This window comes from Bacillus sp. BS3(2021) (assembly GCF_021043345.1).
GTDB classification, from domain to species: Bacteria; Bacillota; Bacilli; order Bacillales; family Bacillaceae; genus Bacillus; species Bacillus paralicheniformis.
This window is the reverse complement of record NZ_JAJNDM010000004.1, coordinates 151,485-171,225: the sequence shown is the minus strand read 5'-3', so window position 1 is coordinate 171,225 and position 19,741 is coordinate 151,485. Positions and strand designations below refer to the sequence as shown.

The following is a 19,741-nucleotide window of genomic DNA, read 5'->3' as shown; positions in this document are numbered from 1 at the left end:
GTTACAGCTCCTTCTTCTTCTTTCCGTCTAACAGCATTTGTATAAATAAGAGCAGGACACCGACGCATAAAGATGAATCGGCAATGTTGAAAATCGGATAATGATAATTGACGATCGTCACGTGTATAAAATCGACAACTTCTTGCCTGAACACGCGGTCGATAAAATTGCCGACAGCACCGCCAAGCATCAATCCGAGAGCGGTTCCGAGCAGGATTTGTCCTTTGGCATGTTTTTGAATGTAGTAAACAATGCCGATGATAACCGCCGTGGTAATGATGTAAAAAAACCACATCTGTCCGGCCAAAATGCCCCATGCTGCGCCTGTATTTCTGTGCGACGTAATTTGAAAGAAACCGTCGATGACGGGAATGCTTTCACCGTACTCCATTTTGCTGACGACCAGCCATTTTGTAAATTGATCGATACCGATAATGAGCACTGCAATTATGTAATAAGGCACAAACCGTTCCTCCAGTTTCTGTTTCTCTTCATTTAAGCATTTTAACAAGAAAAAGAAAAGGAGTAAAGGAATATTCATTGACATCATGCAAGAGGGCAAAAGCCCTCCCCTCTTGCAGAATGTTATGAGTAGAGCGCCCGGTTGAACGTCTCATCCGTCTCAGCCCAAATAGGAAGCGTCTTTTTTTCAAACTGGGCATGATATAAAAAATCGTTCGCGGTGCGCGCCGTCGGCAGAATAGCCATTTTTTCCAGCGGAATTGCCTGATTCGTTTCTTCGCAAATGCCGTATGTTCCGTTTTCGATTTTTGAAAGGGCCAAAAGCACGTCCTGCAGCTCTTCTTTGACATGATACATAAGTGTTACCTGCTGATACGAATTGATGCCTTGAGAATCCTGCTGAAAAAAGGAGTATTCAAAAAGCCTTGCTTCCAGTTCTTCCTTCATTTGAAGAAGTTCGGTATGAATTGCCGCCAGCTGATCGTTCACGCCTACATCAACTCCTGCTCTTATCGTTTGTGACCTTAGTGTTACCGACAAAGCCGGTATCCAAGCCCAAAAGATTTTTCCTGACGTACAAAACGATGTCAGCAATGGCATCCTTTCTCCGGACTTTCACAGGATGTGCGTTCAGACAGGACGCCTGGGCAGGCCTGATAAGGTTTGGCGGCATATTAAAAGCGGTTCGGAAAAACTCCGAACCGCTTAGTGGTTAATTTTGATAATACGTCTTCACAATTCCGGCACAGCGAGGGCAAAGCTCCGGATGATCGGCATCCTGGCCGATTTCTTTGGAAACCATGCGACACCGCTCACAAGTTTCGCCTTCTGCCTGAGCAACGACGATTTTTCCTGTGTCAAACGTCTGCGCACCTTCAGGCGCTTCGGCTTCCGTTCCGCCGATGAGAAGCTCTGACACGATGAACAGCTGTTTGACGTCTTCCTTGATCGAAGAAAGCAGCGCTTTTGCTTCTTCATTTGGATACAGCGTCAAGCTCGCAACCGAAGATTTTCCGATGATCTTTTCATTACGCGCTGTTTCAAGCGCTTTAAGAACATCGCCGCGAAGCTTCATGAAGCTGTCGAACTTCTCTTCCGTCTCTTTTGCATTTGGAATGTCTCTTGTTTCCGGCATATCGGTAAGCTGCACGCTTTTTTCCGATACGAATGTGAAGTGGCTCCACATTTCGTCAGCAGTATGCGGCAGGATCGGCGCGATCAGCTTGACAAGCCCGAGCAACGTTTCGTAAAAAACGGTCTGCATGCTGCGGCGGTCTTTATGATCGGCGTGTTCAATATAAACGACGTCTTTGGCAAAATCCATATAGAATGAGCTGAGCTCGATCGCGCAGAAGTTGTGGACAGCATGGTAAATGACCGCAAAATCATATTCTTCATATGCTTTTTTGACTTTTTCAATAAGGCTGTTCAGCTTGATCAAAATGTACTGATCGACTTCGCGAAGTTCTTCCACAGCGATTGCATCTTTCGCCGGGTCAAAATCAGCAATGTTTCCGTGAAGAAAACGGAACGTGTTGCGGATCTTCCGGTACACTTCTGCGACTTGCTTTAAGATCGCGTCAGATACGCGGACATCTGCTTGATAGTCGACAGACGCAACCCACAGTCTTAAAATATCGGCCCCGAACTGATTCATGATTTTTGCCGGAACAACGACATTCCCGAGCGATTTGCTCATTTTGCGGCCTTCTCCGTCAAGGGCAAAACCGTGTGACAGCACACCTTTATATGGTGCTTTACCCGTTACGGCAACGGCTGTCGAAATCGATGAGTTAAACCAGCCGCGGTATTGGTCAGATCCTTCCAGATACAAGTCCGCAGGTCTTACAAGATCATCGCGCTCTTCCAGTACGGCCTGATGTGACGAACCTGAATCAAACCAGACATCCATGATGTCCTGTTCCTTTGTGAACTTGCCGTTCGGACTTCCCGGATGCGTAAAGCCTTCCGGAAGCAGTTCATTCGCTTCTTTTTCAAACCAAATGTTCGAACCGTGCTCCCTGAATAGTTCAGAAACGTGGTCGATCGTTTCATCCGTGATGATCGGCTCCCCATTTTCGGCATAAAATACCGGAATCGGCACGCCCCATGCGCGCTGTCTTGAGATACACCAGTCGCCGCGGTCGCGGACCATATTGTAGAGGCGCGTTTCGCCCCATTCAGGCACCCATTTTGTTTCTTTCACCGCGTCAAGAAGCTCGTCTCTAAAGTCTTTGATAGAAGCGAACCATTGGGAGGTCGCGCGGAAAATGGTCGGTTTTTTCGTTCTCCAGTCGTGCGGATAGGAGTGGGTGATGAAATCGAGCTTCAGCAAAGCGCCTTTTTCTTCGAGCTGTTCTGTAATCGGTTTGTTGGCCTGATCGTAAAACAGTCCTTCAAAACCAGGGGCTTCGCTCGTCATATGTCCTTTTTCATCAACCGGGCAAAGCACGTCAAGTCCGTATTTCTGACCGATGATAAAGTCGTCTTCACCGTGTCCCGGAGCAGTATGAACACAGCCTGTACCGGCATCTGTTGTTACGTGTTCACCGAGCATGACAAGCGAATCTCTGCCGTATAAAGGATGAACCGCGACGATATGTTCCAGGTCTTTCCCTTTAACAGTTTGAACGACTTCATGATCTTCAAAGCCGATCGCTTTTGCCACGCTTTCAATCAATGCGCTTGCCATCACATAGCGCGCGCCTCCGGCAGCAACGACGCTGTACTCCAATTCAGGGTGTACGGCGATGCCGAGGTTGGCCGGGATCGTCCACGGCGTTGTCGTCCAAATGACGATTTTTTCGCCGTTTGTTAATACACCTTTTCCATCTTTTACATCAAATGCAACATAGATAGACGGCGAGCGTTTATCATGGTATTCGATTTCAGCTTCAGCCAGAGCGGATTCGCTTGAAGGGGACCAGTAAACCGGCTTCTTCCCTTTGTAAATATAGCCTTTTTTCGCCATTTCGCCGAATACTTTAATTTGCTGCGCTTCAAACTCCGGCTTAAGCGTCACGTATGGGTTTTCCCAATCTCCTCTGACACCGAGGCGCTTAAATTGCGTCTTTTGACCTTCGATTTGCTGCCATGCATATTCTTCGCAAAGCTTGCGGAATTCGGCTACCGTCATTTCTTTGCGCTTCACTTTTTTGTTTTTCGTGAGCGCTGTTTCAATCGGCAGGCCGTGTGTATCCCAACCCGGAACATACGGTGCATGATAGCCGCTCATCGATCTCGAACGGACGATGAAGTCCTTCAGTACTTTGTTGAGCGCATGGCCCATATGAATATCGCCGTTCGCATACGGAGGTCCGTCATGAAGCACGAACATCGGCCGGCCTTCGGTTCGTTTCTGAACGAGGCTGTAAATGTCCATATCTTCCCATTTCCCCTGGATTTCAGGTTCACGGTTCGGCAGGTTTCCTCTCATCGGAAAATCTGTTTTCGGCATTAAGAGTGTATCTTTATAATCCATTACCATTCCTCCAAAACATCTTTTCTAAAACAAAAAAAGCCTTTTCATCCCATAAGGGACGAGAAGGCTTTGATCTCGCGGTACCACCCTTTTAGACAAGCCGATTCGGCTTATCCGCTCAAACATCGTAACGTGATGGGACGTCCTTTCCTACTGGACGGTTCAGAAAGGAAACTTGAGGGCTGATTCACAACGATTCCAACAATCCCGGGCTTACACCGCCCCCGGGTCGCTTTCATTGTTTTCAGAAATCAATGTCTGTCCCTCTCAAACGTTTTTCACTCAATTATGAACGTATTATATGCGAACGGATGACGATATGTCAAGAACGCAAATGAAATTCTATTCTTTTTCATCCATGACGGCGTCTACTTCGTATTCAAGCAAATGATCCCAGTCGTCGTTTTTCAACAGGTCAAGCTGCGCTTCGATCAACATTTGGAAACGGGTTCTGAACACTTTTGACTGCTTTTTCAGCTCTTCGATTTCCATCGCGATCTTTCTCGATTTTGAAAGAGACTCATTAATGATCCGGTCAGCGTTTTTCTCAGCTTCACGAATGATGAGCTTCGCTTCTTTCTCGGAATTGCGCTTTACGTCTTCTGCTGCTTCCTGTGCGACAAGGATCGATTTATTCAACGTCTCTTCGATCGTCGAAAAATGGCCGAGACGCTCGTCAAGCTCGTTCACCTTTGATTCAAGCTCATTTTTTTTGCGCAGAATGATCTCATAATCCTTTCTCACCTGGGCCAGGAACTCGTTCACTTCATCTTCGTCATAGCCGCGGAACGCTTTTGTAAATGTTTTATTATGAATGTCATTTGGCGTCAAAGGCATGCTGCCCACCTCCATTATTTTTCTTTATGTACACTTGTCCTAGTCAACATTATAAAGCAAAATTCGACCGGGCGGAGAAAAAACTGTTAAAACGCGTCATTTTTGTTTTTCAAACGTCAATCTCCATTTGCCCTTCTTCGTTTTGCCGTCAATGTTTTTCATCCTGAACCGGCCAAACCCCCGGATCGAAACCATATCCCCTTCCGCCAGTGCATATGAAGGGTCTTCAATGACTTTCCAGTTCACTTTCACGAGGCCATTTTTCACGAGAACCTGTGCTTTTTGCCGGGATTGCCTGCTCATTGCCGAGCAAATCGCATCAAGCCTCAAAGATGAAACCGTATCATCCCTTATTTCGACATCCTGCTCCGGTACTTTAAGCTTAGAAAGCGGAATTTTTTCAAGGGAAACTTTCACCTTGCCGATTTGTGTCAGCTGGGTGAAAACAAAATCAGCGACTTCTTCCGAACAGATAAACTGCCATGTCCCGTCCGAAAAGATGAGGTCGCCGAACTTTTGGCGCCTCAATCCGATGCCCATCAATGAGCCGAGAAGCTCGCGATGCTCGATGGAGGCGAATTTTTGCGGATAGATGACTTCCCAGCCCTGAAGCTGAAAATCTTCGGCAGACGGCTCGGCATATTCAGGGAATAGTAAAGCCCTCTTTCGTTCGGCCTCAGGGAAGCCCCCGAAAAATTCAAGCCTCACTTCGTCCGACTGACCGATGACAGATTGCAGGATCACCTGTTCCCGCGGGTCCAAAAAATCGGTCAGCTTCATCCGGTACTGTTCCGCCACAATTCTTTTCCACTCAAGAGCCTGGTCGATAAACGGCTCTTCGTCTTTTCTGAAATGCTGGTAAATATCGCTCATTGTCTTTCCTTTCTATGTAAAGAGGCCTGGCCTACAGCCAAGCCCGATACTCGGCCCGCAAAGATTGAAGGCACGCTCCTGAACCACGGCGCCGCTGCCTGCGGTAAGTCTTACGGGAGATCGGCATAATGTCTTTAAAAAGCGCCGAGCATTCTGAAAACCGCAAGAAGCCCTGCATCTGCGAACCGCAGGATGAAAATCGCCACGAGCGGAGAAATATCAATCATCCCGAGCGGAGGAATAATCCTTCTGAACGGTTCGAGATAAGGCTCGCAAAGTGAAGCAAGCACCCGGCCGAATGAAGACTCCCTTGCATTAGGCACCCAAGACATAAAAATGTAAATAATGAGCGCAAACGAATAGACGGTTATAAGCGTGCTTAAAATTTGATAAAGTAGGATCATCTGCGATTTACCACCTCTGATGTTCTTCTTCTATGAGCTCGGAAATCGTGCCGGAGACATCGACGTTTTCAGGCGTGCATAAAAAGATGTCCGCTCCGATCCGCTGAATATCGCCGCCGAGAGCATATACAGTTCCGCTCAAGAAATCAACGATTCTTTTCGCCTGATCGTGCTGAATGCGCTGCAGGTTCACGACGACGGCGCGCCGGTTTTTGATATGGTCTGCGATTTCCTGGGCTTCCGCGTACACCCGAGGCTCACTTAACACTACTTTAGAAGATTTCTGAACGCTTTGCAAACTTACGACATTCTGCTTCCCAGCCGCTTTAGACTGGTAGGCGGTTCTGTCTTTCGATTCATGCTCTTCAGGGATTTCCTCCCTGTCTGTTTCAATGTACTCGTATTCGTATTCCTCATCATCCAAGGAAAAAAAGTTTTTAAATTTGTTTTTCAAACTCATGATTGTCCACCTCCAGTTTCATTTCCGACTAAGGAAGATCCGATTCTGACGAATGTCGCGCCTTCCTCGACTGCGATCGTATAGTCGTTAGACATCCCCATCGAAAGCTCGCTGCACGGGGCGTTCCATTGACCGAGCCCGCGAACCTCGTCGCGCAGCTCTCTCAGCAAGCGAAAACAGCTTCTGATTGCCGTCTCGTCATCCGTAAAAGGAGCCATCGTCATTAATCCCGCAATCCGGATGTTTTCATATGCAGACAGTTTTTTTACAAAAGAAAGAACCTCTTCTTTTGCCATGCCGTGTTTTGAAGATTCAAGAGATGTGTTGACCTGAACAAAACAGTCAATCGGTTTTTTTGCCCTCTTCTGAATCTCGTCGGCCAATGAAAGCCTGTCTAAAGAATGGATATATGAGACATGATCGATGATTGCTTTTACCTTTCTCGTCTGCAGGGTTCCGATAAAATGCCATACCGGTTCGCTGTCTTTCAGAGCGTCGAGCTTGTGAAGCAGTCCGGTATCGCGGTTTTCTCCCAAATGTCTGATTCCTGCATCAAGCGCTGCCTGCGCCCGTTCCGGGGAAACATATTTCGTGACAGCGATGACGGATATTTCGTCGGGCGTTCTTCCCGCTTTGATACACGCTTCGTTGATCCTGTCATTTATATGTCGTAAATTGCTTTTCACATCCACCTGTAAGCTATACCTCCTTTAATCCGATGAAGGACATCATCCGTCCGGTTTTTCCCCGGTCTCTCCGATGGGAGAAAAACAGTGAATGCTCGCAGCTCGTACAAAGGGAACTCACCTTGATCTGGCCGTTTGGAATTCCGGCGTGTACAAGCAGCTGCCTGTTCACTTCTTTTAATTCGAGACGGTACTCCCCTTCTTTTATCGTCAAAAAGGCTTTGTCTTCTTGCTGAAGAGGAAGATTCCTGATTTTGTCTATTACATGATCGTCGACAGTGTAGCAGCACGAGCCGATCGCAGGCCCGATCACGGCGTGGATGTCTGCGGGATTTGATCCTTCCCGGCTGACCCACGTGTCAACCATGCTGGCTGCGATCCCGAGCGCGGTGCCTTTCCAGCCCGCGTGAGCGATTCCGGCCAGCGAGCGGACCGGATCGTAAAAATAAACGGGAACGCAGTCGGCAAAGCAAAGCGCCAAAAACAGGTTTGGCCTGTCTGTATAAAGTCCGTCCGTAGCCTTCAGCGCCGTATCGTATCGGAAAGCGCCGCTGGCGCGATCGCTATCCGTCACTTTTTGAATCCGGTCTTCATGCGTCTGATCGGCAAATACCCAGTCGTGCAGATCGGTTTTTAAGATGTCGGCAATCTGTTTTCTGTTATTGATGACATGCTGTTCATGATCCTGAACGTGCAGCCCTGTATTCAGTGAGTGAAAAGGCGGTTCGCTTTCTCCGCCGTTTTTTGTCGTAAATCCGGCTGTGACGGCTCCGCCGGTTTCCGCCGTCTGATTCCATTCCTCAATCAAAAGCATTGACGGAGCATCAAGACGAAAGGGGTTATATGTATTCATGGTGATCAGCCTTTCGACAAACATCGTAGTCTTTCATCATATCGCTCCTATTTTAACACATCTTGATGCATTCGTTTAGTTTCGTTTCAAAAAACTAAACGAAATGTATTGTTTGCAACATTTATCGCCGTTTTTGCAGACGGTCTCACCGTATACAATAATGTTGAAAAAGCAGGCGGATAAGGGCCCGCCGATTGATCAGGCATCATCTCATATGCTTGATCAGCTTAAACGCACAAGAATCACATCTTCTCCAATTTTAACAATATTTCGCCACGGAATGACGATTTCCTCTTCTTTTCCGAAAAATCCGAAAACTTTCCCCGTTCCTCCGATGACAATCGCCTGTATTTTGCCTGTCGTTACATTAATATCGATATCGCCGATGCTGCCGAGCTTTTTCCCGTTTGATACGTTAACGACATCTTTTATCTGGAAATCAGAAATGTTCATCATGTCCACCGCACGCCTCCTCTGATCAAATGTCCTTTTAAGATTATATGAAAGGCAGTCCTTTATTTAGACTGCCTTTTCAGTGGTTTATTTCGTTTTTTTCCTGCCGGCTAAAATGTCGAGATGGACGGTCGTAACAGCGGATTCTTTCTTTAAAAAGGCTTTGATCCGCTCCTTTTCTGCGCGCCATGATAATGGCGTCATCTTGATGAGCGGAGCGAGAAGGCTTTGGTCTAAACGTTTGCTGTAGGCGATCTCCGTTCTGTCGATCAGATCGAAATGAGACGAGAACCGCTCAGCCGTATCCTCGCTAGTATAGGCTTGTTTGTCCAAGCCGTCATACAAAAACCCCCGCAGTTCTTTCAGATAGCCGATTTTCGGAATCACTTTCAAAACGATGCCGTCATCAGATAACAGCCGCTCGAATTCCGCGTAATTAGAAGGCGACAATATATTGAGGATCGCGTCGAATGAACGATTCCGAAACGGCGCGGCAGCCAGATCGGCGACACACCAGATCGCCTCTCTTTCTTGCTTAGTCGCAGACACAATCCCGGCTTTCGCCAAATCAAGCCCGACGCCAAGGACAGGCGATCCGGAACGCATTTGAAGCTTTTCAACGATCCGCGCCAAATGCGAACCTTCCCCGCAGCCGGCATCGAGGATGCTGACAAAGTTGCAAAACGGGAGGCCTGCTTGTTCGAGACGGTCTGTCAAAGCGCCGCTAAGCGGTTCAAAAAAGCCGCGGGCGGCTAACATTCTTCTCGCTTCAAATAATTCTTTATCATATTTAACAGAAGGAGCATGCGTTGTGACATTGACATATCCCCCTCTTGCGATATCAAACGTATGTCCGTTTTTACAGATCAGGCTTTTTAAATCGGTGACCGCCATATTCGTTGCGCATATCGGGCACTGAAACATCGTTTCATGCCTTTTCATGAGCGATGCTCTTTTTAATTTTTTATTCATCATTGTTACACCTCATTCATTCACATTTAGATCAATGAAAAAGGCATAGACAAATAAACCCGCACCTTCGGCATTTTTTAAAGACGAAGGTGTGGATGGTTTAAGCGTTTGTCTATACCTTTCATTATCTGTAGCGAATGAATTGAATGATCATAATGATGAACCCCTCTTTAACATGACGTTCTCTATTATCTTACCAGCTTTTTTAAGAGGATGAAAGCTGAAAAAGAGCCTCCAAACAAGGAGGCTGCCAAAGAACCAGCCGTTTTAAATGCTGAGGTTTAGAGGCTTTTTCTTGGACAAATACGGTCTGCCGTCCGTCCATACCGCCTGGACGGGCATATCGAAAAATTCGGACAAAACCTCGCCGGACATCATCTCTCTTGTCTTCCCCAAGGCAAACACTTCACCTTTTTTCAACAGCAGCGTTTGGCTGAAAGCGGGGAGAATTTCTTCCGCATGGTGAGTAACATAAAGCATGGACGGTGCACTGTCTTTTTTGGCAATTTGTTCAACCGTCTCCAGCACCTGCTCCCTCGCGATGAAATCAAGACCGGTTACAGGCTCGTCGAGAATGAGCAGCTCTGGATCGGCCATTAAGGCCCTTGAGATCAGCACCTTTTGTTTTTCTCCCTGAGAGAGCGTTTCATATCTCCTGTCCGCATAACGGATGGAGCCGAATTCCTCCAGGAGGGCGATCGCTTTCTCCCTGACAGACTGTGAAGGCGATTCATAAAGGCCGATCGAAGCGAAAGCGCCGCTTAAGACAATTTCAAATGCACTGTCTTCAGGATACAGCTTCTGCTGCAGGGCCGCTGACACAAGGCCGATTTTTTGGCGAAGCTTTTCGTTCAGCTCCGTTTTTCCAAATTCGCGCCCTAACACGGTGACTTTTCCTGTTGTCGGAAAATAATAAGCGCACAGCATGTTCAACAGAGCGGTTTTGCCGGCTCCGTTCAATCCGTATAGCGCCCAGTGCTCCCCCTTTTTCACCGTCCAATCAATATCCTTTAATATCCACTCTCCGTTTCGTTTTAGTGAAGCATTCTCAAGCTGCAAAACCATTTGAAGTCCTCCTTTTATGTAAATATTCTGATAAATTAAAATATAATTCTTTTATTATAGCTTATTTATATAACAAAGTGAATGAGAGATTTTCCATTTTTAGCATGTGAAAAGCCGCAGATTGACTGCGGCTTTAGTGAATGTTCTTATTCATTTGTTTAATGGCGGCTTTTTCCAGCCTTGAGACCTGGGCTTGGGAGATTCCGATCTCATCAGCGACTTCCATTTGCGTCTTGCCTTGGAAGAAGCGTTTTCTGAGGATCATTTTTTCCCGTTCATTCAGCCGTCTCATGCCTTCTTTTAAGGCGAGCTCTTCGATCCATTGCGAATCCTTGTTGCGCTCATCGCTGATTTGATCCATGACATAAATCGGATCTCCTCCGTCATTGTAAATCGGCTCAAACAAAGATACGGGATCTTGAATAGCGTCAAGCGCAAAAACGATTTCTTCATGGGACACTTCAAGCTCTTTCGCGATCTCCTGAGCCGTCGGCTCCCTGCTTGTCTCACTGATCAGCCGTTCTCTCACTTGCAGCGCCTTGTACGCGATATCCCTGAGTGACCGTGAGACGCGGATCGGGTTGTTATCGCGCAAATATCTGCGGATTTCTCCGATGATCATTGGTACAGCATATGTTGAAAACTTAACATTGTGGCTCAGATCAAAATTATCAATTGATTTCATTAGTCCGATGCAGCCGACTTGGAATAAGTCATCAACATACTCTCCTCTGTTGTTAAACCTTTGAATGACGCTTAAGACAAGGCGCAAATTACCGTTAACAAGCTTTTCTCTTGCTGTCGTGTCTCCTTCATCCTGCATTTGCTTGAACAACTTTCTCATCTCTTCGTTCTTCAGTACGGGCAGTTTTGATGTATCAACCCCGCAGATTTCAACTTTATTTCTCGACACTTTTTTCCCTCCCTACAGGAGCTGCTGTACAAAGTTCAGTATCTCCTCGGGTGGGAAAAATATGCATCGTTAATTTCCAAAAATAAGAAGATCAAGTCGAAAACCCTTGGCTGTCAACACTTCAAATTTCATAAAAAAATTAAACCATTTTGTTGAATTCTTTTCGCAGCCTTTTAATAATTCTTTTTTCAAGCCGGGAAATATATGACTGGGAGATGCCGAGCATATCGGCAACGTCTTTTTGCGTTTTTTCTTCTCCTCCGACAAGCCCGAAGCGGAGCTCCATGATCTGTTTTTCTCTGTCATTGAGCTGTTCAAGCGCTTTTTTCAGCAGCTTCTTATCAACGTTTGCTTCGATATCTTTTGTAATAATATCGTTTTCTGTTCCGAGCACATCTGAGAGAAGAAGTTCATTTCCATCCCAATCGATGTTTAACGGTTCATCGAATGATACCTCTGAGCGAATTTTATTGTTTCTTCTTAAATACATCAAAATTTCATTTTCAATACATCTGGAAGCATATGTAGCCAGTTTGATTTTTTTCTCGGGATTAAAGGTATTCACCGCTTTGATAAGGCCGATCGTGCCGATGGAGATTAAATCCTCGATATTGATGCCGGTATTTTCAAATTTTCTCGCGATGTAGACGACCAGCCTGAGATTTCGTTCAATCAAAATCGCCCGTGCCGCCTGATCACCGTCAGGCAGCTTATGGAGAAGCACCTGCTCTTCATCTTTTGACAATGGCGGGGGCAGCGCTTCGCTTCCGCCGATATAATAAATTTCGTCGCTTTTCAGCCCCAGTTTCATTAAAAGTTTGTACCACAGATAGGTTAACCTTAATTTTAGTTTTTTCATCTTCCTCCCCCTTCTAAATAAACGTCTTCAGGAGTATGATAATGTAACAGACTTCGAGTTTAAGAAACGTGTTTGACCGGGTTTCCGGCGAGCATTTTCGGATGGACGATGGCGTCAAATTCGCCGTCCGCGGAAAGCGGTGAGGTGCTGATGCCAATCAGGCATTTCGGCGCTTCAATCACCTCCCTTTCCGAAAAAATGAGCACATGATCCGGCTTTAGGCAGAGCAGAAACTGATGCTGATGGCCGACCCCGCGGTAGGGAATCAGGCGGATCCGCCCGATATACGGGAGTGTTTCATCAAGTTTGCCGACGGCATCAAGCGGGCTCATTTCCTTGATGATCACACTCGCTTCTTCTCCCAATACACTTTTCAATTTTTCAATATTGACGATCATGACGGGCGTTTTTGTGATCGGGTCGTAGAGTTGGTTTCCGGAGTCAATCAATCCGGTGAAATGAAGCGTATGTTCATCAATGCCGGTCTCTAGGCGGACGCGTTCTTCATATTGAATTTTCTTCGCTTCAGCATCTTCAAAACGCTTTTTTGAAAACAGCCATACAGCCGGAAAACCTGCACCGACAAACAGCCAGCTGACCGGGTCTCCAAAACCGGACCAATTCGTCATAAAGACGCCGTTTTCCATGATCGAATCCGTTTCAAGTAAAGAATGCGCTCCAATAATCCCTCCTCCCATTAAAAAAGTAGCAAAATAAAAAGAAAACAAATTTTGCAAAAAAAACCGGAACCGCTTAAAACCAAATGTCACAAGAACGATCACAACCGAAAACGACAGTTTGCCTGCAGGATGAAGGACGTACGGCGAAAAAGGTGTAAACATAAACAGAACGATGCTTGACGCGACAAACGCCCCTAAGATCAGCCTCCGCTTTTTAACCCTTCGCTTTAAAATAAATGCGGTCATCATTAAAAGCAGCAAGTCAAAACAAAAGTTTAACAGCCATATCGCATCTAAATAGATTTCCACATCCTTCCCCTTTCTTTGGGCTCGGTGACCATATTGTTTGTTTTCCTAAGTATAAATCAAGCCCAAAGGTAAAGTCTGTCAATTAATGTTGCGCAAATCGTACATTTTTTGAAGTTTTCGTACTGAATTTGTCGATCATAAAACGAAAAAAAACGCTGCCATTAAAGACAGCGTCTTTTCACCTTTATTTCAGCTTTTCATTGATGTACAGTTTGCCTTTTGCCGTTTGTCTCGTTTCATTGCCGTAATCATCCCGGACGATGACCTCGATTTCCGCTCCTTTTGCTTTTGCGGTTGAAGTCGCGGTCCAATATCCTTCATACTTGCCTTTTGAGACTTCTCTGATCGGCAGCTCTGTTACGTTTTGGGCAGCCGTTTTGAAATTGGTAAGTGGCATTCTGATCACAAAGACAGCATCCAAATCAGCGGCGCTTTCAAACTCGATTTTCACGGTTTCTCCCGTTTTGAGTTCGAGGTCTTCAGCCGGTTTCAAGCCGGTGATTTGCGGCGCTTCAAAGTTGACATCCACCGTGACTTTTTTGGTCGTTTTGTTGCCTGCCGCATCCGCTGCCGTTACTTTGATTTCATTTTGGCCGTTGTCAAGCATAATCCTTGCAGAATACTCGCCATTGTCAACAGCCGCTTTTTTGCCGTTTACATGAACAGATTCTAAGTGGTCGTCTGATACTGTTCCTTTCACAGTGACAGTCTCTTTATTGAGTTTTGATCCGCTTTTCGGCGTGTCAATCGTAAGCTTCGGCTTTTTCTGGTCAAGGACGATCCGGACCGGGTCTGAAGCATCCGTCGTTCCGGAAGCCGATGACGATTTGGCGGTGATCACATTTTCACCTTTATTCAGCGGAATCTCTTTTGAGAAAGTGCCGTCTCCCGCCGTTTTCGCCGTTCCGGCTTCTTCATCTCCGTTAAAGAGCTGAACGGTCGTGTTCGGAGACGATGTCCCTTCGATGACAGCATTCTTTTTGTTGGTAATGAATCCGTCTTTAGGCGACGTAATCACAGGCATCGCCAATTCATAGTCGACCAAAGCGCGGATCATGAAGTTGCCTTGGTCTGATGGCGCTTTCGACCATGAGCCGTCCGTATACTGCCAGTTGCGGCCTGAATATTCCCCGTCTTCATCTGTAGCAAGTCCAGGTGAGTTGGCCAGGTCCTCTGTCTGGACGTACACGAGGTAAAAGTCTTTTCCGACGAGGATGCCTTCATCACCCAAATCAACGGTCGTCCATTCACCTGTGCGGAGCGCTTCAGCTTTGAACGGGCCGGCGAGTTTTTTGCCCGGAGAGCCTTTTTCACCCGACGCATCGTAGACCTCGACTGCAAAATCAGTGCCGCCCGGATCCGGGAATTCTGTATCCCAGAATTTGAACAAGCCGCCTTTCAGCATAGCTTTTTCCTGCCCGTTTTCGAGCGTCATTTTGACGGCCAGCCCGTTGCCGGATTCATAGAAAGCCCAGGCGTTTTCCCCGGTTCCGTCATCATAGCCGATTTCCCCAGGATAGCCGATGAAAGGATCGAGCTCGATATCTTTCGAGACATCTCCTTTTAAATCAACGGAAAACTCGCTGCTGTAATATCCGTTTGCAGAGACCTTTACCGTATACGAGCCTTCATAGGCCGTTAATGAATAACTTCCGTCGCCGTCCGTCTGAACCGGTTTTACGGATGCATCTTCAACGATATACAGCTTTGCATGTCGGACGGGTTCGCCCGTTTTTTTGTTTTTTATCGTTCCGGTGAGCGTCCCTTTCTTCAGTTCCTTTAAGACAAAGTCTGCCGTCGTCGTCTTGTCGGCCTCGATTTTTACGGTTTGCGCATTTGATTCATATCCGTACGCTTCCGCTTTCAGCGTATACGTTCCAGGTGCATGAGCCAAACTGTATGCGCCTGTTGCTTGGTTGGAATATGTCGATTTGCCCGTCTCCAGCACGCTGACCTGAGCCCGCACCGGAAGAACTGCAGGAGCTGCTTTTTTCGTCTCAGAATGTTCTTGAACGGTTTCTGCCGGTTTTGCTTTTTTCGGATCAATCGTTTGTTTCTTCGTTTTCTTATCCTTCATTTTAGCCGGCTGTTTTTCAACGCCCAGTCGTTTTTTCGTGCCTGCGCTCTTCACTTCCTTCACAAGCGCTACATCATCGATATAAAGCCCGTCACCTTCAATGCTGTCGTCAGATTGTAGGTTGAACATGATCTTAATCGTCTGTCCCCCGTATTCCGACAAATCGATCTGTCCGTCTTTCCATTCTGACGTCCTGCCGCTGTACTCAGCAGCCGGGATCCATTCATCTTTCCCTTCAGGCTGTACGTAAACGAAACCGTAATCGAAGTCCTCTTCAATATCGTGCCAATATTTGTATGTGAGATAAAGTTTTTGATTTTTTGGAACGCTGACAGGAGGCATAAGAAGATTCATATTGGCCGAACTTTGATACGGCCCTGTCAGATTTGTTGCGAATACGTTTTTTCCCGATGCTGCGGCATTCGGGCCTGACTGAGGAATACCGCGCTCCCATGAATTCTTCACACCTGATGTGATCCAGCCGTTGGCAGCATTCTCGAAATCTTGTTTATACCCTGTGGTCACAGCCGGAGAAATCGGGATTTCGTACACTTTGGATTCCGTTTTGTTTCCTCCGAAATCGGTGACAATCCATTTGTAGGAAAGCGTTTTCCCTTCAGAAACGGATACGGCCGCCTCGTACGTTCCTTTTTTATAGTCGCCGGAAGTTTGTTTGGCAGCGATCGTCACCCAATCGGAATCATCGGTTTTATAGCTTAATTTGACCGATATGATGCTGACATCGTCTTCCACATCAACTGAAAGAGGCGTTTCTGAGCCTGAGTAAATTTCCTTGATCTCTTGATGGTTTAAGACCGGCGGATTTTTGTCTTCGCCTTCTTTTCCGACTTGCCCTTCCGCTTTGCCCAACCCTTCTGTGACGGCGGACACCGCGTCAAACACGTTCACGAGCCCGTGGCCGTATCCGTTGTTCGGCGATTCGGTAAATTTGCTGTCTGTGAGCGGTGTTGCGGTTTCCATCAAAATCTTTTCGATCCCATCAACGGTGATCGACGAATCGGCCTGCTTGATAAGTGCGGCCGCGGCTGCGACATGCGGTCCTGCCATTGAAGTGCCATCCCAGCCGTCTTGATAGCCGCTTCCAGGGACAGAAGAGCGAATGTTGACCCCAGGTGCTGTTACTTCAGGCTTGGTCTCATCATACGGGGAAGGACCTTGAAGTGAAAAATCGGCTAAGCGATTATCGATGTCTGTCGCACCGGTCGCGAACGCTTCGGGGTAGTTTGCCGGATTGGCAATCGAAGCAGGTCCTCCCGGATTGGTGAAATCAGCGTTCCCCGCAGAGAACTCAGGGAAGATGCCGGCAGCTCGCCACGCTTTTACGATATCCCTGTAAAACTCATCAATCCCGGCTCCCCCTGACCACGAGTTATTGACAACATCCGGAGCCATTTCAGGGTGCGGGTTGCCATCTTTATCTTTCGGCGCCAAAATCCATTCACCCGCTGCAAGGAGGTCTTCGTCCGTTCCGCCGTCATCCGAAAAAGCTTTCACGGCAATCCACTTTGCACCCGGCGCCACACCGATTTGGTTTTGGCCGTCAGGCTCTGATCCGACCATCGTCCCGGTTACATGCGTGCCGTGCTCCAGGTCGTCAAAAGGTTCAGAAGCGCCAGAAACCGCATCATACCAGCTGAATTCGTGATCAGGCTGATCGGGATGCTGCGGGTCATATCCGCGGTATTTTTCTTTCAATGCCGGATGATCCCATTGCACGCCCGTATCAATTGACGCGACAACCATGCCCGTTCCGTCATATCCCAATTTCCAGGCTTTTGGCGCGTCGACTCGATTGATATTCCATTCGATTTCTTTTTCATCCTTAGCTGCCGATTTTTTCACAGACTGTTTAGCCGGTTTGATCAGCTGCCTTTTTTCGTTCGGGAGCACTTTCTCTACTTCCGGAAAAGCCGCTACTTGTTCCATGACCTCTTTCGTCGCATGGACGGCCATCCCGTTGACAATATAATAGGAGCGGATTTTTTTTACTTTCCCTTGTTTTTCCTGCTTTTTCAAATAACGTTTCAAATCGCTTTGCGTCTCATCCGCTTTGACTCTTAAAGCGGAGACGACAGCCGAGCGCTTTTGATATTCTGTTTTAGCCGCGCTCAGCGACTTTTTCTTCGCATTCTTTTCCGCCTGCTTGGCCACCTTTGGAGTATCGACTTGATCTTTCAGTTTGATCAAGAATGTGACTTGATCTTCTTTTTTGAACTGTTTGACAAGAGATTTCGAAATTTTTCCCTTCCCTGCAACTGCTTGTTCTTTCATCGAAGTGAGCGCAGGCTTTGCCGCGGCATCTGAAACGGCGGGCATGAACAGCGAGCCGATTAACAAACCGCTTAAAATGGTGGAAAACGCCTTTTTTCTCAGCTTTCTTTTCAAATGAACATCCCCCTTTTTGATGAAATTGGCTGGACTTGTCCGTCCTCCTCTCCTTGTGGATGCCTTGTCTGACCTTGATGTAACTTAAATATAGTAAAAACTGGTTAATTTTTTTGTCGGTATTTGTCAAGATCATGTTTAAAATTAGATAAAAAAGGACAAAACCGTTAAAGCGGTTTTGTCCTTTTTTATCATTTTGTTTTTTTAGCCGCGTCAAAAGCTTTTAAAGCGTTGACCAAGCCATATCCGTAGCCGTTGTTCGGTGATTTTTTAAACGTTTTGTCAGTCAGAGGCGTCGCCGTATTCAGCAGGATGCGCTCGATTTCATCGACTGTGAGGTCCGGATTGGCTTCCCTCATTAAAGCGACGATCCCTGATACATGCGGGGTCGCCATCGATGTTCCGCTCATCGCAGCATACTTGTGTCCCGGATAAGCAGAGCGGATGCTGACGCCCGGTGCCGAAATATCGGGCTTGATTTCGTCATATGGCGATGGTCCTTGCAATGAAAAATCGGCTAACGCGTTTGCGCTGTCAACTGCGCCTATCGCGAAAGATTGCGGATAGTTGGACGGATTCTCAACTGAACCCGGTCCGCCCGGTTCCAATTCGCTGACATTACCTGCTGCGAATGCAGGAAAGATATCAGCTGACCGCCAAGCTTTGACAATATCCAAATACCATTCATTGAGTCCGCGTTCACCCGCCCAAGAATTGTTGACGACATCGGGAGCCTTTTCGGGGTGCGCTTTTCCTTTCGCATCTTTCGGAGCCAAAATCCATTCCCCTGCAGCCAAAAGGGATTTTTCGTCTCCGCCGTCCTCTGAAAAGGCTTTGACAGCGATCCATTTCGCAGTCGGTGCGACACCGATCTGGTTTTTGCCGCCGGCTTCTGAGCCGACCATCGTGCCTGTCACATGTGTGCCGTGGCCCAAGTCGTCATATGGCGTTTTCTTATTGTTTGTCGCATCAAACCAGTTGAACTCATTGTCTGGACTGTTCGGTTTAGAAGGGTTGTAGCCCCTGTACTTTGTCTTCAACGCCGGATGATCCCACTCAACGCCGGTGTCAATCGAAGCGACAACGGCCCCTTTGCCTTTATAACGCTTTTTCCAGACATCAGGCGCATGAACCTGCTGAATGTTGGAAGCGGGGGAACGATCTGCGGACGTTTTCGATTCTACCGTGGGTTTTTCAGTGTTGCCGAGCTTAATTTTTTGATTTGGCAGCACTTTTTCAACCTCCGGAAATAAAGCCGCTTTTTCCATAACATCCTTTGTCGCTGTCACGGCAATGCCATTTACAATATAAAAAGATTCCACTTGCTTTGCTGTTCCTTTTTTCTCTTCTTTTTCTAAAAACGATTTTAAGTCTTTTTGCGTTCTCTCAGCTTTTGTACGCAGGGACGTCAGCACGGCTGAACGTTTGATTTCTTTTACTTTTTTCACGGTCATCACGCTTGCTTTCGCCCGGTTTTCAGCCGCTGTCGCCGCTTGCTGAAGATTCGCCTGGTTTTTCATTTTGATTAAAAAAGTCACTTTATCTTCTTTCTCAAAACGTTTGTAAAGAGCGCTTGATATTTTGTTTTGTTCCTTGGCCTTCGCTGTCGTGCCTGTTTCAGCCTGCACAGCGGCCGGAGTGAGAAGTGAACCGATGAGTGCAGCGCACATGAATGTGCTGAATAATGGCTTTTTCTTCACATGACATCCTCCTATAAGCAATAGCAAATATAGTCGTTTCTTGCGTTTCTTTGTCTAGAAACAGAAACTATTAATAATGGTAAAAGAAAAGACTTATAGATATTGTCGTATTTTGTCATTTTTCCTTTGACGGTTTGTAAATTCGTTCTTTTTACATATGACTTGTTCACCGTCATAGTTCGGCCAGATGACAAGACGAAAGGAAAATCCGTGCATCCGGGAGAAAAGAGAGAGGTTAGATGCACGGCTTT

17 protein-coding genes and 1 other annotated feature are annotated in these 19,741 nt (G+C 46.9%); all 17 genes read right to left on the bottom strand.

Translation table 11 applies throughout. The annotated features are described in order from the left end of the window. Position 1 precedes the first annotated feature (1 nt). Positions 2-541, bottom strand: coding sequence for a signal peptidase II (lspA, locus tag LQ247_RS10910; RefSeq protein WP_223254792.1), 540 nt, complete (start codon positions 539-541; stop codon positions 2-4). A 44-nt stretch (positions 542-585) separates the two neighbouring features. Further along, positions 586-951 carry a TraR/DksA family transcriptional regulator gene (locus LQ247_RS10905; protein WP_023857244.1) on the bottom strand — a complete coding sequence of 122 codons (366 nt, stop codon included), beginning with the start codon at positions 949-951 and terminating at the stop codon, positions 586-588. A 223-nt stretch (positions 952-1,174) separates the two neighbouring features. Continuing rightward, a complete protein-coding gene (ileS, locus tag LQ247_RS10900) occupies positions 1,175-3,943 on the bottom strand; it encodes an isoleucine--tRNA ligase (protein WP_231006043.1) in 2,769 nt (922 codons plus the stop codon). A 51-nt stretch (positions 3,944-3,994) separates the two neighbouring features. Beyond that, positions 3,995-4,224 (bottom strand) — a binding site (T-box leader). A gap of 61 nt (positions 4,225-4,285) precedes the next feature. Beyond that, positions 4,286-4,780, bottom strand: a complete 495-nt coding sequence (locus tag LQ247_RS10895; RefSeq protein WP_020451319.1) for a DivIVA domain-containing protein — start codon at positions 4,778-4,780, stop codon at positions 4,286-4,288. Between the two features lie 96 nt (positions 4,781-4,876). After that, positions 4,877-5,653, bottom strand: a complete 777-nt coding sequence (locus tag LQ247_RS10890) for a YlmH family RNA-binding protein (RefSeq protein WP_023857245.1) — start codon at positions 5,651-5,653, stop codon at positions 4,877-4,879. Between the two features lie 134 nt (positions 5,654-5,787). Further along, positions 5,788-6,054, bottom strand: coding sequence for a YggT family protein (locus LQ247_RS10885; RefSeq protein WP_025811370.1), 267 nt, complete (start codon positions 6,052-6,054; stop codon positions 5,788-5,790). Between the two features lie 10 nt (positions 6,055-6,064). Beyond that, positions 6,065-6,517, bottom strand: a complete 453-nt coding sequence (gene sepF, locus LQ247_RS10880) for a cell division protein SepF (protein ID WP_003181594.1) — start codon at positions 6,515-6,517, stop codon at positions 6,065-6,067. Then, positions 6,514-7,209 carry a YggS family pyridoxal phosphate-dependent enzyme gene (locus tag LQ247_RS10875; protein WP_020451316.1) on the bottom strand — a complete coding sequence of 232 codons (696 nt, stop codon included), beginning with the start codon at positions 7,207-7,209 and terminating at the stop codon, positions 6,514-6,516. The genes sepF and LQ247_RS10875 overlap by 4 nt, the downstream gene beginning before the upstream one ends. 7 nt (positions 7,210-7,216) lie before the next feature. Next, positions 7,217-8,056 carry a peptidoglycan editing factor PgeF gene (gene pgeF / locus LQ247_RS10870; protein ID WP_223254791.1) on the bottom strand — a complete coding sequence of 280 codons (840 nt, stop codon included), beginning with the start codon at positions 8,054-8,056 and terminating at the stop codon, positions 7,217-7,219. Between the two features lie 222 nt (positions 8,057-8,278). Further along, positions 8,279-8,512: a YlmC/YmxH family sporulation protein gene (locus LQ247_RS10865; protein ID WP_011197962.1), complete on the bottom strand. Its 234-nt coding sequence runs from the start codon at positions 8,510-8,512 to the stop codon at positions 8,279-8,281. Positions 8,513-8,596: 84 nt separating this feature from the next. Next, entirely contained in the window at positions 8,597-9,484 is an 888-nt protein-coding gene (locus LQ247_RS10860) for a putative RNA methyltransferase (protein WP_231006041.1), read from the bottom strand. 264 nt (positions 9,485-9,748) lie between these two features. Further along, positions 9,749-10,546: an ABC transporter ATP-binding protein gene (locus tag LQ247_RS10855; protein WP_106070707.1), complete on the bottom strand. Its 798-nt coding sequence runs from the start codon at positions 10,544-10,546 to the stop codon at positions 9,749-9,751. Between the two features lie 133 nt (positions 10,547-10,679). Continuing rightward, positions 10,680-11,459, bottom strand: a complete 780-nt coding sequence (sigG, locus tag LQ247_RS10850) for an RNA polymerase sporulation sigma factor SigG (protein ID WP_003181576.1) — start codon at positions 11,457-11,459, stop codon at positions 10,680-10,682. Positions 11,460-11,598: 139 nt separating this feature from the next. Further along, on the bottom strand, positions 11,599-12,318 hold the full coding sequence (gene sigE / locus LQ247_RS10845; protein ID WP_003181573.1) for an RNA polymerase sporulation sigma factor SigE: 720 nt from the start codon (positions 12,316-12,318) through the stop codon (positions 11,599-11,601). Between the two features lie 59 nt (positions 12,319-12,377). After that, positions 12,378-13,307 carry a sigma-E processing peptidase SpoIIGA gene (spoIIGA, locus tag LQ247_RS10840; RefSeq protein ID WP_026579754.1) on the bottom strand — a complete coding sequence of 310 codons (930 nt, stop codon included), beginning with the start codon at positions 13,305-13,307 and terminating at the stop codon, positions 12,378-12,380. Positions 13,308-13,491: 184 nt separating this feature from the next. Beyond that, positions 13,492-17,790 (bottom strand): S8 family peptidase, encoded by a 4,299-nt coding sequence (locus LQ247_RS10835; RefSeq protein ID WP_231006040.1) that lies wholly within the window; start codon positions 17,788-17,790, stop codon positions 13,492-13,494. Positions 17,791-17,981: 191 nt separating this feature from the next. Beyond that, entirely contained in the window at positions 17,982-19,490 is a 1,509-nt protein-coding gene (locus LQ247_RS10830; protein ID WP_331000501.1) for a S8 family serine peptidase, read from the bottom strand. Positions 19,491-19,741: the final 251 nt, after the last annotated feature.

What these genes read in the sequence shown, in the direction of transcription:
- lspA (WP_223254792.1), bottom strand. Translation starts at nt 541, where the DNA reads ATGAATATTCCTTTACTCCTTTTCTTTTTCTTGTTAAAATGCTTAAAT.
- LQ247_RS10895 (WP_020451319.1), bottom strand. Translation starts at nt 4,780, where the DNA reads ATGCCTTTGACGCCAAATGACATTCATAATAAAACATTTACAAAAGCG.
- LQ247_RS10890 (WP_023857245.1), bottom strand. Translation starts at nt 5,653, where the DNA reads ATGAGCGATATTTACCAGCATTTCAGAAAAGACGAAGAGCCGTTTATC.
- LQ247_RS10860 (WP_231006041.1), bottom strand. Translation starts at nt 9,484, where the DNA reads ATGATGAATAAAAAATTAAAAAGAGCATCGCTCATGAAAAGGCATGAA.
- sepF (WP_003181594.1), bottom strand. Translation starts at nt 6,517, where the DNA reads ATGAGTTTGAAAAACAAATTTAAAAACTTTTTTTCCTTGGATGATGAG.
- sigE (WP_003181573.1), bottom strand. Translation starts at nt 12,318, where the DNA reads ATGAAAAAACTAAAATTAAGGTTAACCTATCTGTGGTACAAACTTTTA.
- LQ247_RS10855 (WP_106070707.1), bottom strand. Translation starts at nt 10,546, where the DNA reads ATGGTTTTGCAGCTTGAGAATGCTTCACTAAAACGAAACGGAGAGTGG.
- ileS (WP_231006043.1), bottom strand. Translation starts at nt 3,943, where the DNA reads ATGGATTATAAAGATACACTCTTAATGCCGAAAACAGATTTTCCGATG.
- LQ247_RS10865 (WP_011197962.1), bottom strand. Translation starts at nt 8,512, where the DNA reads ATGATGAACATTTCTGATTTCCAGATAAAAGATGTCGTTAACGTATCA.
- pgeF (WP_223254791.1), bottom strand. Translation starts at nt 8,056, where the DNA reads ATGAATACATATAACCCCTTTCGTCTTGATGCTCCGTCAATGCTTTTG.